This window comes from Pseudochrobactrum sp. sp1633 (assembly GCF_030376605.1).
GTDB lineage: Bacteria > Pseudomonadota > Alphaproteobacteria > Rhizobiales > Rhizobiaceae > Pseudochrobactrum.
Genome location: NZ_JARRAE010000010.1, coordinates 65,272 through 81,286 on the forward strand (window position 1 = coordinate 65,272; position 16,015 = coordinate 81,286).

General features: G+C 51.0%; 13 protein-coding genes. 7 read left to right on the forward strand and 6 right to left on the reverse strand.

Annotated features, from left to right (window positions below):
• Nucleotides 1-121: 121 nt before the first annotated feature.
• From fabD to gmk, 7 genes are all read left to right on the forward strand, one after another.
• Nucleotides 122-1,066, forward strand: a complete 945-nt coding sequence (gene fabD / locus P8H26_RS12320) for an ACP S-malonyltransferase (protein WP_289633340.1) — start codon at nucleotides 122-124, stop codon at nucleotides 1,064-1,066.
• Between the two features lie 82 nt (nucleotides 1,067-1,148).
• Complete coding sequence (gene fabG, locus P8H26_RS12325) at nucleotides 1,149-1,886, forward strand: 3-oxoacyl-[acyl-carrier-protein] reductase (protein WP_289633341.1); 738 nt, start codon at nucleotides 1,149-1,151, stop codon at nucleotides 1,884-1,886.
• 431 nt (nucleotides 1,887-2,317) lie between these two features.
• The gene (locus tag P8H26_RS12330) at nucleotides 2,318-2,554 is read left to right on the forward strand and encodes an acyl carrier protein (RefSeq protein WP_121992836.1); all 237 of its coding nucleotides are present in this window, start codon (nucleotides 2,318-2,320) and stop codon (nucleotides 2,552-2,554) included.
• Between the two features lie 387 nt (nucleotides 2,555-2,941).
• Nucleotides 2,942-4,204: a beta-ketoacyl-ACP synthase II gene (fabF, locus tag P8H26_RS12335; protein WP_289633342.1), complete on the forward strand. Its 1,263-nt coding sequence runs from the start codon at nucleotides 2,942-2,944 to the stop codon at nucleotides 4,202-4,204.
• Between the two features lie 510 nt (nucleotides 4,205-4,714).
• Nucleotides 4,715-5,935 (forward strand): endolytic transglycosylase MltG, encoded by a 1,221-nt coding sequence (mltG, locus tag P8H26_RS12340; protein WP_374708297.1) that lies wholly within the window; start codon nucleotides 4,715-4,717, stop codon nucleotides 5,933-5,935.
• Nucleotides 5,936-6,042: 107 nt separating this feature from the next.
• Entirely contained in the window at nucleotides 6,043-6,966 is a 924-nt protein-coding gene (locus P8H26_RS12345) for a YicC/YloC family endoribonuclease (protein ID WP_289633343.1), read from the forward strand.
• A 166-nt stretch (nucleotides 6,967-7,132) separates the two neighbouring features.
• Complete coding sequence (gene gmk / locus P8H26_RS12350) at nucleotides 7,133-7,792, forward strand: guanylate kinase (RefSeq protein WP_289633344.1); 660 nt, start codon at nucleotides 7,133-7,135, stop codon at nucleotides 7,790-7,792.
• Nucleotides 7,793-7,908: 116 nt separating this feature from the next.
• Here the strand turns inward: gmk and rsmA are convergent, their stop codons facing one another.
• The 6 genes from rsmA to lptF form a co-directional block, all read right to left on the reverse strand.
• The gene (gene rsmA, locus P8H26_RS12355; RefSeq protein ID WP_289633345.1) at nucleotides 7,909-8,736 is read right to left on the reverse strand and encodes a 16S rRNA (adenine(1518)-N(6)/adenine(1519)-N(6))-dimethyltransferase RsmA; all 828 of its coding nucleotides are present in this window, start codon (nucleotides 8,734-8,736) and stop codon (nucleotides 7,909-7,911) included.
• A complete protein-coding gene (gene pdxA / locus P8H26_RS12360; RefSeq protein ID WP_289633346.1) occupies nucleotides 8,726-9,781 on the reverse strand; it encodes a 4-hydroxythreonine-4-phosphate dehydrogenase PdxA in 1,056 nt (351 codons plus the stop codon). The genes rsmA and pdxA overlap by 11 nt, the downstream gene beginning before the upstream one ends.
• An 85-nt stretch (nucleotides 9,782-9,866) precedes the next feature.
• On the reverse strand, nucleotides 9,867-10,820 hold the full coding sequence (locus P8H26_RS12365; protein WP_289633443.1) for a peptidylprolyl isomerase: 954 nt from the start codon (nucleotides 10,818-10,820) through the stop codon (nucleotides 9,867-9,869).
• Nucleotides 10,821-11,180: 360 nt separating this feature from the next.
• Entirely contained in the window at nucleotides 11,181-13,535 is a 2,355-nt protein-coding gene (locus tag P8H26_RS12370) for an LPS-assembly protein LptD (RefSeq protein ID WP_289633347.1), read from the reverse strand.
• Nucleotides 13,535-14,623, reverse strand: coding sequence for an LPS export ABC transporter permease LptG (gene lptG, locus P8H26_RS12375; protein WP_289633348.1), 1,089 nt, complete (start codon nucleotides 14,621-14,623; stop codon nucleotides 13,535-13,537). The genes P8H26_RS12370 and lptG overlap by 1 nt, the downstream gene beginning before the upstream one ends.
• Nucleotides 14,620-15,822: an LPS export ABC transporter permease LptF gene (gene lptF, locus P8H26_RS12380; protein ID WP_289633349.1), complete on the reverse strand. Its 1,203-nt coding sequence runs from the start codon at nucleotides 15,820-15,822 to the stop codon at nucleotides 14,620-14,622. The genes lptG and lptF overlap by 4 nt, the downstream gene beginning before the upstream one ends.
• Between the last annotated feature and the right edge of the window lie 193 nt (nucleotides 15,823-16,015).

Genomic DNA, 16,015 nt, shown 5'->3' on the forward strand with positions numbered 1-16,015 from the left:
GCATGCAGCTGAAAGGCACAGGGCTTTGCAGTTATAGATAATTTTATCGTATCCGCAGAAGCAATATATTATATATGTGTGCGGAACGCCAAAACACAGATACAGAAACAAAGAGGCATTGATGACTGTAGCATTTACATTTCCGGGACAGGGTAGTCAGGCTGTTGGTATGGGCAAGGCTCTGGCTGAGGCTTATCCGGAAGCGCGCGCTGTTTTCGAAGAAGTTGATGATGCGCTCGGCGAAAAGCTCTCTGCCCTGATGTTTGAAGGGCCGGATGATCAGTTGACGCTGACAGCAAATGCGCAGCCGGCACTGATGGCCGTTTCTATGGCTGTTATGCGGGTTCTGGAATCACAGGGCCTGAAGCTTCAGGATAAAGTTGCCTATGTGGCTGGCCATTCGCTCGGTGAATATTCGGCTCTGTGTGCTGCCGGTACATTCTCTATCTCTGACACCGCGCGTTTGCTGCGCATTCGCGGCAATGCCATGCAGGCAGCCGTGCCGGTCGGTCAAGGCGCTATGGCTGCGATTATCGGCCTTGAACATGCCGATGTTTTTGCCATTTGCGAGCAGGCTTCCTCTGAAGGTTCCTGCCAGATCGCCAATGATAATGGCGGCGGACAGCTGGTTATCTCCGGCTCCAAAGCTGCGGTTGAGCTTGCTGCCAAGCTGGCGACAGAACGCGGTGCAAAACGCGCAATCATGTTGCCTGTGTCTGCTCCGTTCCATTCGAGCCTGATGGCTCCTGCTGCCAATGCGATGCGTGAAGCGCTGGCAACTGTGAATAAGCAGGCACCTGTTGTGCCTGTCATCGCCAATGTGCGCGTTGCTCCGGTTAAGGATCCGATTGAAATTGCTGATCTTTTGGTTGAGCAGGTGACAGGTCAGGTGCGCTGGCGCGAGACTGTTGAGTGGTTTGCTGCCCATGAAGTGACAACGCTTTATGAAATCGGCTCAGGCAAAGTGCTGACAGGTCTGGCACGCCGCATCTCCAAAGATGTGACCGGCGTAACTGTCGGCACTGCTGAAGAGATTGATGCTGCCCTTCAGGTGTTGTTGGCGTAAGTGTCCAGATTTTGAAGCGCTAAAAATAATGTTATAAAGCGGGCTGATAAGATTGTCCGCATATCAGATTCAAGAGGATTTTATGTTTGATCTGACTGGCCGTAAGGCTCTCGTAACCGGTGCAACCGGTGGAATCGGTGAAGAAGTTGCGCGCGCACTGCATGCGCAGGGTGCAATCGTAGCTCTGCACGGCACCCGCGTGGAAAAGCTGGAAGCACTGGCCAATGAACTTGGCGAACGTGCATTTATCTTCCCTGCCAACCTGTCCGACCGCGAAGAAGTGAAAGCGCTTGGTCAGGCTGTGGAAAAGCAGCTCGAAGGCGTTGATATTCTGGTCAACAATGCCGGTATCACCCGTGATGGTCTGTTCGTTCGTATGAGCGATGCAGACTGGGATGCGGTGATCGAGGTTAACCTGACATCTGTATTTGGTCTGACCCGCGAGCTGACTCATCCGATGATGCGCCGCCGCTTTGGCCGTATCATCAATATTACGTCGATCGTTGGTGTGACCGGTAATCCGGGACAGGCCAATTATTGCGCTTCGAAAGCCGGTATCATTGGTTTCTCCAAGTCGCTCGCACAGGAAATTGCTTCACGCAATGTGACTGTAAACTGCGTTGCGCCTGGCTTCATTGAGTCGGCTATGACCGATAAGCTCAATGAGAAGCAAAAAGACACAATCATGTCGGCCATCCCGATGCGCCGCATGGGGCAGGGTTCGGAAATCGCATCTGCTGTGGTTTATCTGGCCAGTAATGAAGCCGCCTATGTGACAGGTCAGACCCTGCATGTTAATGGCGGTATGGCGATGATCTGATGAAGATCTCGCCGGTTTCGGTATGGTTTCCGGCGGATTTTAAAGATTGAGAAGAGCATAAAAAGCTGATTATTCAGAAATATGCTCTTTTCTGTGCTGTTTCACGGGGACGGATTGTCGAATTGGACTTTGCCAAACAGCAGAACCATGATAATGCCCCGAATATTGCCGCACTGCATGTTTTGTGTATCGCGGCACTTGCAGTGATAAAATATGATTGCGCTTGAAGTGCGCAGCAGTTAAATCGCAGCAACTGAAATATATTGTATAATCTGTCTGTAGCGCATTTCTGTTTCAGGCATTATGCAGTAGGAATATCCACAGGATGCTTTTCGATGTGACATTCGTTGCAAAGGCAAGTTATCTTAACACTTGATTACAATCAGCCATGCCGCTACCAAGGCTATGGTATTAACAGGTCGAGGTCCGACATGAGCGACACCGCAGAACGCGTCAAGAAAATCGTTGTTGAACATCTGGGCGTAGATGCCGAAAAAGTAACTGAAGGCGCAAGCTTCATTGATGATCTGGGCGCAGACAGCCTGGACACCGTTGAGCTGGTAATGGCTTTCGAAGAAGAATTCGGTGTAGAAATTCCTGATGATGCAGCTGAAACCATCCTGACGGTCGGCGATGCTGTTAAGTTCATCGATAAAGCTTCTGCTTAATTATTCTAAGTAGTTTCAGGAAAAGTGGTAACCGGTTTTCCGTCCGAAACTGCGATAGGGTTTGAATAGCAGTCAGATATCGGGCCGGAAGATAATATCTTCCGGCCCTTATCGTTTGACCAGAGCTTATCGTTTGAAGTATCGGAAAATATATGCTCCCGGGCAAAGTTCCGGTGCCGATATGCAGCATGAGTTCCGACAAAACGGCGCGATTATGCGGGTTGATAATTAAATACTCCACAAAAGCGCTGTAACAATCTAATAATTCTGCGTAATTTTAACCCTTGATCGATTCCGGTCGAGATATTACGCGGTTGATTAATCTGCGCTGCCTGCTGCTGATGAGAGATCAGAGACAAACAGGATGAGGCGTGGGGAAGGATACATATGAGAAGAGTCGTCATTACCGGTCTTGGCCTCGTGTCACCTTTGGCAAACGGTGTTGAAGAAACCTGGAAGCGTTTGCTCGCTGGTCAAAGCGCAGCACGTCGGGTAACCGAATTCGAAGTTGACGACCTTGCTTGTCAGATTGCCTGCCGCATTCCTGTCGGCGACGGCACAGACGGCACTTTCAATGCTGATCTTTATATGGAACCGAAGGAACAGCGTAAAGTTGATCCTTTCATCGTTTATGCGGTCGGCGCTGCCGATCAGGCACTGGACGATGCAAACTGGCATCCGCAAACCGATGAAGACCAAATCCGCACCGGCGTGCTGATCGGTTCCGGTATCGGCGGTATCGAAGGTATTGTTGAAGCTGGTCTGACGCTGCGCGACAAAGGTCCGCGTCGTATTTCGCCATTCTTCATTCCGGGTCGTCTGATCAATCTGGCTTCCGGTCATGTGTCGATCAAGCACAAGCTGCGTGGTCCTAATCACTCGGTGGTGACAGCCTGCGCTACAGGTACGCACGCTATCGGCGATGCTGCCCGCATGATCGCTTTCGGCGATGCTGAAGTGATGGTCGCCGGTGGTACGGAATCGCCTGTGAGCCGTATTTCTCTGGCCGGTTTTGCCGCTTGTAAGGCCTTGTCCACCAAGCGCAATGACGATCCGACAGCGGCATCGCGTCCTTATGACGATGACCGCGACGGCTTCGTAATGGGTGAGGGTGCCGGTGTTGTGGTTCTGGAAGAACTGGAACACGCTCTGGCTCGCGGTGCGAAAATCTATGCGGAAGTCATCGGCTACGGCATGTCCGGCGATGCTTACCACATCACAGCACCAAGCGAGAACGGTGAAGGTGCACAGCGCTGCATGGAAGCTGCGTTACGCAGCGCCAAACTGGCACCTGATGCCATCGACTATATCAATGCGCATGGTACATCCACTATGGCTGATACACTCGAACTGGCTGCTGTTGAACGCGTTGTCGGCGATTCTGCATCGAAGATTTCCATGTCTTCGACCAAATCCTCGATCGGTCACCTTCTGGGTGCAGCCGGTGCGGCAGAAGCAATTTTCTCGACACTTGCTATCCGCGATAATATTGCGCCTGCAACACTCAATCTGGATAATCCGTCGGTACGGACCAAGATTGATCTCGTGCCGCATAAGCCGCGCGCGCGTCAGATTGATGTTGTTGTGTCGAATTCGTTCGGCTTTGGCGGTACCAATGCATCGCTGGTAATGCGCCGTTATCAGGCCTGATACGGTTCTGAAAACTGAATTTATGAAGGCCGCTTTCTGTGAAGGCGGCCTTTTACTAAGAGCTTGTACCGGGACGGGTGAAGCCGTTTTTGAATAGCAGACGTAAGCAATCCGTATTTCAGATCGGAATACACTCTTAAATATGGATTCTTTCTGTCGAAAGCTTTGTTCACGGGTTGCGGCATTCGTGCTTTTGCCGCAATTATTGTGCCCACTGAGTTAAGAAACAAAAATACAGATTAATCGGCTCAGGCCATTGGTGGTGATTACCATCAGGCTGAGTTGAACCGGAGTGAAAGTGTGACGTCAGACCAATCATCTGAAAATAAATCTGCTGGTCAGCCTGCCGTTTCTGATAGTGCTGCTCAGAATAGTGCGTCACCATCTCACGCGGAGAGCGCGGCTTCTACGAGCGCTCATAAGCCTGTTACATCGGATGAAAAAGGCATTGTTGCACCGGTTTCACCGGAAATCGCTGCTGCGCCAGCTGCACCTGAGCCTGCAGCACCAGTGCAGGCACCTGCGCCGGTTACGCAGCCGGAAGCCAGTGCTGCGCCTGTGCAAAATACACCGGAAGCTGCAACCGGTCCTATCGTTCTGAAATCGGCGAGTGAGGCTTTGCGCCCTGAGCCGGGCACACCGCCGCCGGCGCCGAAAAAGCGTAAGCGCTCACGGCATGCCCGCAGCCAGATCGTTGTTTTTGCTAATTTTATGCTGTCTTTGCTGGTATTTCTCGTTATCGGCATGGGCGCGCTGTTCTACTTCGGTAAAGTTCAGTTCACATCCGAAGGTCCGCTTGCGCAGGATTCAACCTTTTTCGTGAAACGCGGCAGCGGCATTGTTGAAATCTCCGATCAGCTGGAACGGGCTGATCTGATCACGGATGCGCGTATTTTCCGTTATGGTGCCCGTGCCTATGGCATGGAAAAGAGCATGAAAGCCGGTGAATATGCTATTCCGGCCTATGCTTCCATGCGCGATATTATGAATATCTTCGCTGAAGGTAAATCGCTGATGCACTCAGTGACCATTCCTGAAGGGCTGACCGTACAGCAGATTTTTGATCGCGTTGCCAATAGTGAGCTGCTCACCGGCGACCTGCCGAAAACACAGCCTGCCGAGGGCAGTCTTGTCGCTGATACGCTGAGTTTCACGCGCGGAACAACCCGTGAAGAAGTCGTCAATCGTCTGAAAACTGCGCAAAGCAAGCTGGTGGATGAAGTCTGGGCAAAGCGCCGTGAAGGTCTGCCGGTCAAAGACAAAAACGAATTCGTAACACTGGCTTCCATCGTTGAAAAAGAAACCGGCGTGGCATCTGAGCGTCCGCATGTTGCCTCTGTTTTTGTGAACCGTCTTAATCAGGGTATGCGCCTGCAATCCGATCCGACGATTATTTACGGTATTTTCGGCGGACGTGGCAAACCGGCTGACCGCCCGATTTACAAGTCGGATATCGAAAAAGACACGGCCTACAATACCTATATTATCAAAGGCTTGCCACCGACACCGATTGCCAATCCGGGGCGTGATGCTCTGGAAGCTGTTGCCAATCCGCTGGATACGAAAGACCTGTATTTTGTGGCTGACGGAACCGGCGGGCACGTATTCGCGGCGACTTTGAAAGACCACAATGAAAATGTACGCAAATGGCGTGAAGTTGAACGCCAGCGTAAGGAAAATCCGTCCACTGGTGGTAACGGCGCAGCACCGGTAACGCCACCTTCTCCGTAAGGCTTGTGTTCAGATATAGAATTAAAATATGATGCCGTCCGGTTATCCGGGCGGCATTTTTCAAAGCAGTTTTGGAAAACAAAACGGCTCCAGACATGGAATTTGTAATGACAGTACAGAGCATGACCGGCTTCGCCCGCCATACGGCAACTTTCACACCGGAGAGTGGTGCGGAGACGCGGATCAGTTGGGAAATCCGCTGCGTCAACGGCAAAGGCCTTGATGCACGTTTTCGCACGCCCAATGGCTTTGATGATCTTGAGCAATTATTACGTGCGGCGTTGGGGCGTGTGTTCTCGCGCGGGTCTTTTCAGGTCAATGTGACAGTCGAAGAACCGGAAGCGCAGGTCAAGCTGGTTATCAATGAAGCACTGCTGAGCAAGGTCATGCAGACCGCACAGCAATTACAGAACCAATATGGCCTTGCACCGGCAAGTGTTGATGCAGTGCTCAACCTTAAAGGTATTCTTGAGCCGCCACAAACAGAGGCAGATGAAAATGCCAAGGCGGCTTTAAAGGCCGTCTTGCTGTCCTCTTTTGATGAGGCGCTGGCTGCATTGAAACTGATGCGCTCACAAGAAGGGCAACGTCTGTCTGATCTGCTGAGCGGTCATGTAGACCGGATTGCAGAGCTGGCAGGGCAGGCACGTCAGGATGTATCGCGCAGTCCTGAGGCTATTCGTGAGCGCCTTGCCGGTCAGGTGGCTCTGTTGCTGGAGGCTGTGAATAATAATCGTGCTTCAGCAATTGCACTGGATGAGCAGCGCCTGCATATGGAAGCGGCATTTCTGGCCACCAAGGCAGATATTCAGGAAGAGCTCGATCGGTTGGATATGCATGTGGATGCCGCGCATAAATTGCTGGCCGATGGCGGGCCTGTGGGGCGTAAGCTCGACTTCCTGTCACAGGAATTTAACCGCGAAACCAATACGCTTTGCTCAAAGTCAAATGCGGCTTCCATTACAGCCATCGGTCTTGAACTGAAAGCTGTGGTTGATCAGTTTCGTGAGCAGATTCAAAATCTGGAATAGTCCGTATTGGAAAGCGTTTCTGTGCGGCGTATATTTAAGAACAAGTAATATTTTGATAACTAAAAAACTCAGCGATCACACGGATCGCTGAGAACAAAAGAGACATCAGTACGGCACAATGATATCAAACATATCAGTGAATAAAGAATCTGGAGCAGAGTAGATCATGGCCATCTCCTTCGTGGAAAATGCTGTCGCACGGCGCGGCCTTATGCTGGTCATTTCCTCACCATCGGGTGCTGGTAAATCCACCATCGCACGGCTGTTGCTGGAAGATCGGGAAATGGATCTTTCTCTCTCTGTGAGTGTGACCACCCGCCAGCGCCGCGCAAGCGAAATTGAAGGTATCCATTACCACTTTAAAAGCGTGCGCGAATTCGAGCGTCTGCGCGACAGTGATGCACTGATTGAGTGGGCAGAAGTCCACGGTAATTATTACGGCACGTTGCGCGAAACAGCTGAAAATGCGCTGGCAGATGGCCGCGACATGCTGTTCGATATTGACTGGCAGGGTGCAGAGCAGCTTCAGGCCAAAATGCCTGCCGATGTGGTGTCGATCTTTATTCTGCCGCCGACCATGAAAGAGCTTCAGATGCGTCTGAACCGCCGCGCGGAAGATACTGCTGAAGTTATCGAAACGCGTCTGAACAATGCGCGTTTTGAAATCCAGAAATGGAGCAAATACGATTACATTGTTATCAATGAAGATCTGAACCAGTCCTATGCGGCTGTAAAGTCTATTGTGATGGCAGAGCGTCTGCGCCGTGACCGTCGTCCGGGTCTGTTTGAATTCGTCAACGGATTGCTGGAAGAGCAGCCTTCCTGAGCGTTTGATTACTTAAAAAGAAAAACCGCCGTGAGGCGGTTTTTTATGGCTTGCAGAATTATCGGGTTCGCGTATTTCCGTGACACAACCGGCTTCAGCTTTTGGCTCAAAAATGCTCAGAGCTGGTTCGTCAGATGCACAAATTCTTCCACGCTTAAAGTCTCGGCGCGGCGGGTCGGATCAATGCCTGCTTTATTGAGTAGGGCTTCACCGCCAAGCGGCTTGAGGCTCTGGCGCAGCATCTTGCGGCGCTGGCCGAAGGCAGCCTGTGTCACCCGTTCCAGAAGTTGCGGAGGACAGGCGAGCGGCTCATCACGCGGGATCATGTGCACAACGGCAGATGTTACTTTTGGCGGTGGCGTGAATGCCTGCGGCGGCAGATCAAACGCAATTTTAGACTGTGTGCGCCATCCGGCCAGTACACCAAGACGGCCATAGGCATCGTCACCGGCGTGGGCAACAATACGCTCAGCCACTTCCTTCTGGAACATCAGGGTCATGGAGCTGTAAAAAGGCGGCCACGGATCACTCAGCAACCAGCCGATCAGCAACTGTGTGCCGACATTGTAAGGCAGGTTGGCGATGATCTTCGGCTTTTGTGTTGTATCAGGAAACAGTGCTTTAAAATCCTGCTCCAGCGCATCACCGGCTATTACCTTTAAACGTCCGGGATATTCTGCTGCAATTTCTGCCAGTGCAGGCAGGCAGCGCTCATCGCGCTCAATTGCTGTGACAATGCCGCCTTGGGCAAGAATTGCACGGGTTAAGCCGCCGGGACCGGGACCAACTTCGATCACAGGCTGATCCTGCAAATTACCGGCCTGCCGTGCAATTTTTGAAGTCAGGTTCAGGTCGAGCAAAAAGTTCTGGCCGAGGGATTTCTTGGCATTCAGTTCATGACGTTCAATCACGTCACGCAGGGGCGGCAGATTATCAATGCTCATTCGTTGTTTTTGTCCGTTGATTGTTCGCAGCCAGTTCTGCTGCAAGTTTGAGGGCGGCGATCAGGCTGTCCGGTCGGGCAATGCCCCGCCCCGCAATATCAAATGCCGTTCCGTGGTCAGGCGAGGTGCGGATGAATGGCATGCCGAGCGTTACATTGACTGTTTCGTCAAAAGCCAGCGCCTTCGCCGGAATGAGCGCCTGATCATGATACATGCAAATAGCGGCATCATAGGTCGTCAGTGCCTGTTTGTGGAACATTGTATCCGCAGGCAGAGGTCCGCGAATATTGATGCCTTCAGACTTCAGCAGCTCAATGGCAGGGCGGATGACTGCATCATCCTCATGGCCGAGCGCTCCGCCTTCACCTGCATGCGGATTGAGACCTGAGACGGCAATACGCGGATGGCTGATGCCGAAGCGTACCCGCAGATCATGCTCTGTAATGCGGATTGTCTCGATAATGGCATCGGTGGTGAGCTGCTCTGGTACTTTATGCAGCGGAATATGGATGGTCACGGGAACGGCGCGCAATTGCGGGCCTGCAAGCATCATGACAGGGCGCACTTCAGTCCCAAGATGGCGTGAGGCCAGATGCGCAAGAAACTCCGTATGACCGGGAAAGCCAAAGCCTGCTTCATAGAGCGGTTTCTTGGCAATAGGGCAGGTCGTAACCGCACTTGCCTGACCATTCAGCACATAGGATGTTGCCCGCTCAATTGCCTCAATAATACCGGCGGCATTATCTGCTTGCGGAATGCCGGGTTTATCGGACAGCCGGTTCGCCAGTGGTACAACAGGCAGGTAATGACAAAAACGCTGCACGGCTTCTGAAGGCTGGCAGATGCTGAGCGGAATATCGAGGCCGAGTTGTCTGGCTCTTGCGGTTAAAAGCGCGGGATCTGCCAGAATGAAGAACGGTGGCAGAGAATATTTCTCGCGAGAAGCCCATGCGGCAAGAGCAATATCCGGACCAATACCGGACGGATCACCGACACTGAGGGCAACCGGAGCGAGAGGAGCCTCTCCATGATGCGGAAAAACCATTTTATGCTCCGGTTCTGCTGTTCGCAGGGTGCGAATTAAAGATAGTATAGTCACGCAAGGTCAGACCTTGCGTGACTAATAAGGTTTAGCGATTAACGATTTTCGCTTTTTCGCGCAGTTCTTTCAGGTACTTCTTGCTGATTTCTTCAGCCTTCTTTTCCTGATCGGAATTGCTGCCTGTACCTTCCATAGAGAAAGTCAGCTGTGCAACGCGGTCATCCGATACTGTGCGCTTGGCGCAAACAGCGAGAAACTCAACGCCTTTGTCGGTATCCTGTACAGCAGTAGGCCGGCCGACGGCTGTTTCTTTCAGCTGCTTTGACCATTCCGGCGGCAGCTGCAGTTCCAGATGTTTGCCAAGATCACGCACAGTCACATCGAGCATGCCTTTGGTTTGCGCACGGGTAGCATCACAACCGGAGAACCGATTGCGCAAAGCTGTGGCTTCCTGACGGCGCTTGGCCATAGTGCCTGCTGAGCGGCTGGCGGCAGGCACAACAAAAATCACCTGCTGCAATGTATATTCACTGGAAGAAGGTTTTTTACCGCCTTCTTTGAGCATACGCTGCACTGCATCCTGCTCGCTCATCATACCTTCTGAGCGGAAGCGTGCGCCGATTGCGCGGCTCCAGCCCATCTGTACCATGATAAAGGTTTTGAAGTGCTTAGGTGTAATGCCTGCCTGATTCATCAACTGGTTAAGCTGCGCAACGCTCATCTTGTTGCGGGAAGCAAAGCCTGCAAAGGCAGTTTCAACTTCCTGATCGGAAACAACAATACCGCGTGATTTCATTTCTACGCGCTTGAGCATCTCTTCAACAAGTTCATCCTGCGCAATCTTGCTGAGATTGCCGCTGCGGCGCTGCAGTTTCAAAAATGCAGCACGGTTAGCGATGTCAACATTAGTAATCGGATTGTTGTTGACGATAACCTTAATCTCGGCTGCATGGGCGACACCGGTAAGTTCTGTTGTGCCGAGTGCAGTCATGGCAACAGTACCGGCAATCAGTGCAGCAAAAATACGCTTGTTAAAGTTCATGCTCATGGTGGTAAAGTTCATACCTGGTTTCCCGTTACGCGCTTCAGGACGCGATCATCTCCGTATCCGGAGTAAATGATAGATAAATGATCTGTATTGCCACATCCTGTCAGGGTTTCCGTTCTTGTATAAATGAGCAGATGCGGTGAAACAAGCTCTCATACTACGGGCGACAGAGAAATTCAGCTTGTCCATAAGCTGAAATTAGTACGAATTTATGATGTGATTGAGTTGATTATGCGGAAATTCACCGCGGTAACTTTTATGACTGTCTAAACTGACTTTAAATAATTTACGGCCCGCATGAAGCGAGCCGTAAATTTATTTGTAAAAATGAAGTCTCTGATGATCTGATGAGCGTCAGAATGAACTGCCAAGATCACCAAGTGTCCGGAAGGAAATATTGAAGCCGACCGAGTGAGAAATCTTATCCTGACCCGGGCTGCGTGACTGGATATAGGCCATTGAATAAGTGAAGCACTCATCGTCATAAGCCAGACCAGACTGCGCCTTTACCAGTGTTTCTGATACGATATCATAGGTTCCGGAGCCGAACACACGCCAGTTTTCCTTAAAGCGTGTTGATCCGCTCAGGCTGACTTCCTGACGTTCCTGATCGTAGCCGTAGTCAGGCTGCTTAGCGATATAGGCATATTTAACAGAAGCCTGCACAACCTGTCCGGTATGGCTTGCTTCCAGCTCACCGCGCTGAATATCAAAATTATCTTTGTCAAAGCGTCCGCGAGCGGCAAAGGCAAGGCCGGTATTGTTGGATAAGCCAAGCATTGCAACATAGTCAGAACGCTTGCCTTCAAGACCGGAATTCGCACCCGCGCCGACAAAGTCGCTTGTCGCAAAGGAGTTCAGGCCACCCAGATGGAAGGACTGACCTGCCAAACCGTGGATAGACCAGCCATTATTCATGTTGCCGGAATAGCGAAGCCCCAGATTAGCACGGGTGCCGCCTTCAACACGGTCGTAGCCGGAGAATTTATCACGCTGGAACAGGCTGGTCGCATCGAATACAAAGCTCTGCGCATCTTCATTCGGCAGACGCCCCGCATAAGGCTCATCATTGCGAACGAAAATCTGGGCTGTTGGCTCCAGAATCTGCGTCATGCTTGTGGATGAGAACAGGATCGGCCAGCGCACTTCAAGACCGGCGGTTGCCATGCCACGAAATGCCTGTGAACGGATTTCATTGCCTGTGCCGAATGTATCACTGGTATCAATGCCGATAGCGTCGCCACGCAAAGCCAGCAAAGGCGTGATGACAAGCCCTTGTTCGCTGATGAATGTCCGCTTCCATTCTGCTTCTGTGGTCAGGCGGGCACTGCTGCCTTTCACGCCACGAATGAAGTCACGAATATTACCGTTATTGTTCAGGCTGAAGATATCTGACGTTTCACGATAGATGCCCTGCAGATTGCTGGTAATTGTCAGCTCGCCGCCATAGACCGAACCCGGCACTGTATAGAGGTAATCAACGCTTGGCAGAACCCAAGGCTGCTTGGTGTCGACGGCATTGGTACTGCCATTCAGCACATCTTCCTGAACCTTGAACTTATAAAAGTTGATATCAAGATGATTGCGGCCGTTAATGCCACGCAAATAGACGTTGGATGTCAGCGTTTCATCGCTGTAGCCGCTGATCTTATAGGTGCGGCTGAAGTTTTTATCCGTCTGGGCGATTACGTCCCAGCCGAAGCTCCAACGCGGATTAATTTTGAAATCACCCTTGGAACTGGCCATTGCGCGGAAGCGTTCCTGCGCATCAACAGTTGTAGAGCCGAATTCACCCGGTTTTGCCTGATAAATACCCGCAACGCGGATATTATATGAGCCGTTTTCAAGGCGGTGACGCCATTCGGTCTCGCTCAGGAAACCCTGTTTGCTCAGAGCTGTGCCATAGGTGGTAATGTCGTAATTTGGTGCCAGATTCCAGAAATAACCGGCTCTCACACCAAAGCCGAGTTCATCTTTATAAAGAAAGCTCGGAAACAGGAAGCCGCTCTTACGTTTGATGGTCGGGTCAGCAATTTCAAAAGAGGGCAGAGCAAATAGCGATTTGCCGAACATTTCAAAACGGCCGCCTTCAAAGCGTACGGTTTTCTTGGTGCCGTTCCAGATGATCTTCTTGGCTTTAACCTGCCAGAGAACCGGTTTGCTCGGATCTTTTTCACAAGCCCGGCACGCGGTGTAAACACCGTTATTGAATGTCGTAATTTCACCGAGGCTGCGTTCGGCGCTCTCGGCAGCAAAACGGGTGTCGTCAACAGTCTCAACACGCAGGCCGTTTACAAAACCATCACGGAAGTCATCCGTAACATCCATTTCATCGGAATAGATGCGGTTACCATCGCGTTCGACAATTTCAACATTGCCTTTCGCAACCATGCGCTTTGTTTTCTGGTTGTAAACAACCTGACGCGCAACCAGACGATTACCATCATATTCGATCTGCACATTGCCGGCGGCAGTGACGGTGTTCTGATCTTTGTCGACAATCAGATTGTCAGCCTGCAACAGCATTTTGGCATCAGGATTGGTCTGATACTGGCTGCCGAACTCAGCGGAACCTGCTGCATCCTGCGCGTGAGCAGCAGAAGACAGGGAAATCATCATAGAGGTGGAAAAAATGCACGCAAGAGCTGTCCCGCGTGCAAGACGCGCGAAATACTCAGAAACTACCGTGCGGGGGCTACTCAATCCCACTAACCATCCTCCTTATGGAGCAAAAAGGAGATTCCAAAAAATGTTGCAATCAATACCGGTACCCATGCCGCCACAAAAGGCGGCACGAATCCTGCCGTGCCAAAGGCTTTGGCAAGTACAGTAACGACATAAAGCACGAACCCGGCGATGATGCCACCCAGAATCATTGTTCCGGACTGGCCAGAACGCACAAATTTTAATGAGACTGTTGCTGCAATCAGCGTCATGGCCATCAGAAGGGCAGGCAAGGCCAGCAAAGACTGGAACTGCATGTCAAAAGCTGTGGCCGAAAAGCCGAAAGAACGTGCGACTTCGATCTTGCGGGGCAATTGAACAAATGGAATCGTATCGGGTGAAGAAAGTTTCTCTTCGAGAAATTCCGCTTTTAACTGCGTCGGAATTTTTGTGGATAACAGCTCTTTAGGTTCCTGTCCCTCAACAATGTGGGTCACATTGGTCAGGCTCCAGTATCCGTCTTCCAGATGGGCATTACGGGCGTCGAAACGCTCTTTAATAGTTTTGTCTTCATTGAACACGAAAAAGCTGACATCTGTCAGATGTGTTCCCTGAGCGAGAATACCTTTTGCGCCAATGATGGTTTCCTGTCCGTCAGACTTCTGACGCAGCCACGGATCGCGCATTGCGGAAACCTGATTAACATTGCCGTTCTGCCATTGAGTGCTGATTTCCATCGACTTTTCGAAGCCATAGGCCGCCAGCGGATTAATGATAAAAATCGTAACAAGGCCAAACAGAAATGCACCAAGACAGGCCGGCAGCAAAAACTGCCATGCGGAAACCCCGACAGAACGCGCAACAACCAGTTCATATTTGCGGTTCAGCGCAATGAGTGTGGCCATAGCGGAAAACAGCGCTACAAACGGAATAATCTGCTGCATGATAAAAGGGATGCGCATCGCTGAAAGTCCCAGCGCTGCCCATACCGAATAATCCGGAAGATTGGCCAGTTTGCTGGCATTTTCAGTGAAATCCAGCAGCAGGGATAAGGCGAAAATCCCGAGCAGAAAATACAGAGTGGTTTTGACATAGCGCATGAAGAAATAGCGCCCGAGTGTCCAGCCGATCATGACTGACCTCCTGACGCGTTTTTCCCTGAAAAACGCTCATAAATACTGCGTAAACGCAGGTTCAGTTGTTCTGTCATATCCTGCAGTTTGTCAGACCATGATATAGGCAGAGCGAGCGAACGACCGCTGAACAATGCGTAGAGACAGACCGCAATAACGCCGAGAGGAATAATGTACATCACCGGTATGTAGCTTAAATTTTTCTCGGCACGATCGGAAATGAAATAACCGGCCCAATACACAATAAGCGACAGCGAAATTGCCGAGAAAGAAGCAGAAATTCGCGCCTCACGGTGTGAGCGGGCATCACCGGCAAGAACCAGTGCAATCATAGCAAAAACAAACGGATAGACCCAGTTTGTCAGACGTTTATGCAATTCCGCACGATATTGCAGCGGTTTTGTCTGAAAGATCGGGTCATTTTTGTCCGGATTGATGAGATAGGACAGGTGACGATCCTTGGCATAGAGAACCATGTCGCCGCTCGAGTCAGTAAACTGGCTCAGATCAAACGCATACTGATCAAATTTGATGATCGACACGCTACCGGTTTTGACATCGCGGCGCTGAATTTCCCCGTTATTCATGAGCAGAACATCATTGCCGTTATTATTAGCGATGGCGCCGTCAAGAGCATAGTATACCAGATCCGTATTGGCATCGCGGGAATCGGCGATGAACATCCCGCCGATGCTGCCGTCAGGTTTGCGCTCGGCAATCTGCACATAGAGATTGTCTGACAGTTTGCGGAAGCTGCCTTCCTGCACAACAACATTAAGCAGATCCGCGCTAGCATTGGCGAGCATGGAGCGCATATTATAACGCGCATACGGATCTACAAAATTGGCAACCAGAAACGAGGCGACTGAAAGCGCTGCCGCAAGCATCAGAATCGGACGAATAACAGCTGTGCGCGGGCTGCCGGAAGCGTTGATAACCACCAGCTCCGAATCCTGGTTCATGGTGGAAAGCGTCTGTGTGATCGCGATCACCAGCGCAAAAGGCATAACCAGCGGAATAACTGAAGGGATGAACAGCGAGAAAAACTGAATGGCCGTTGCCAGAGACTGACCGCTTGACGTCAGAAAATTGATGCGCTGCAGCACCTGCACAGTCCAGGTAATGCCAATGGCCGCGCAAAACACGGCCAGAAACATTATTCCCACACGACGCAGGATGTATCGCTCAATCAGTTTCATACGCTGAATTTACATCCTGAACCTTAGGGCTGAACCTGTCAAAACCTGTTTAACGAACAATGTTGTCGGTGTTCTATAAACGGTTAATGACTGGGGGCAAACAGTTGTCATCATTTTAGTGTTTATCATAGAGCCGTCTTGGCTAAAAAGAGACAAAGAAATTAGGTTAACAAAACACTTATTCGTCAGAGGT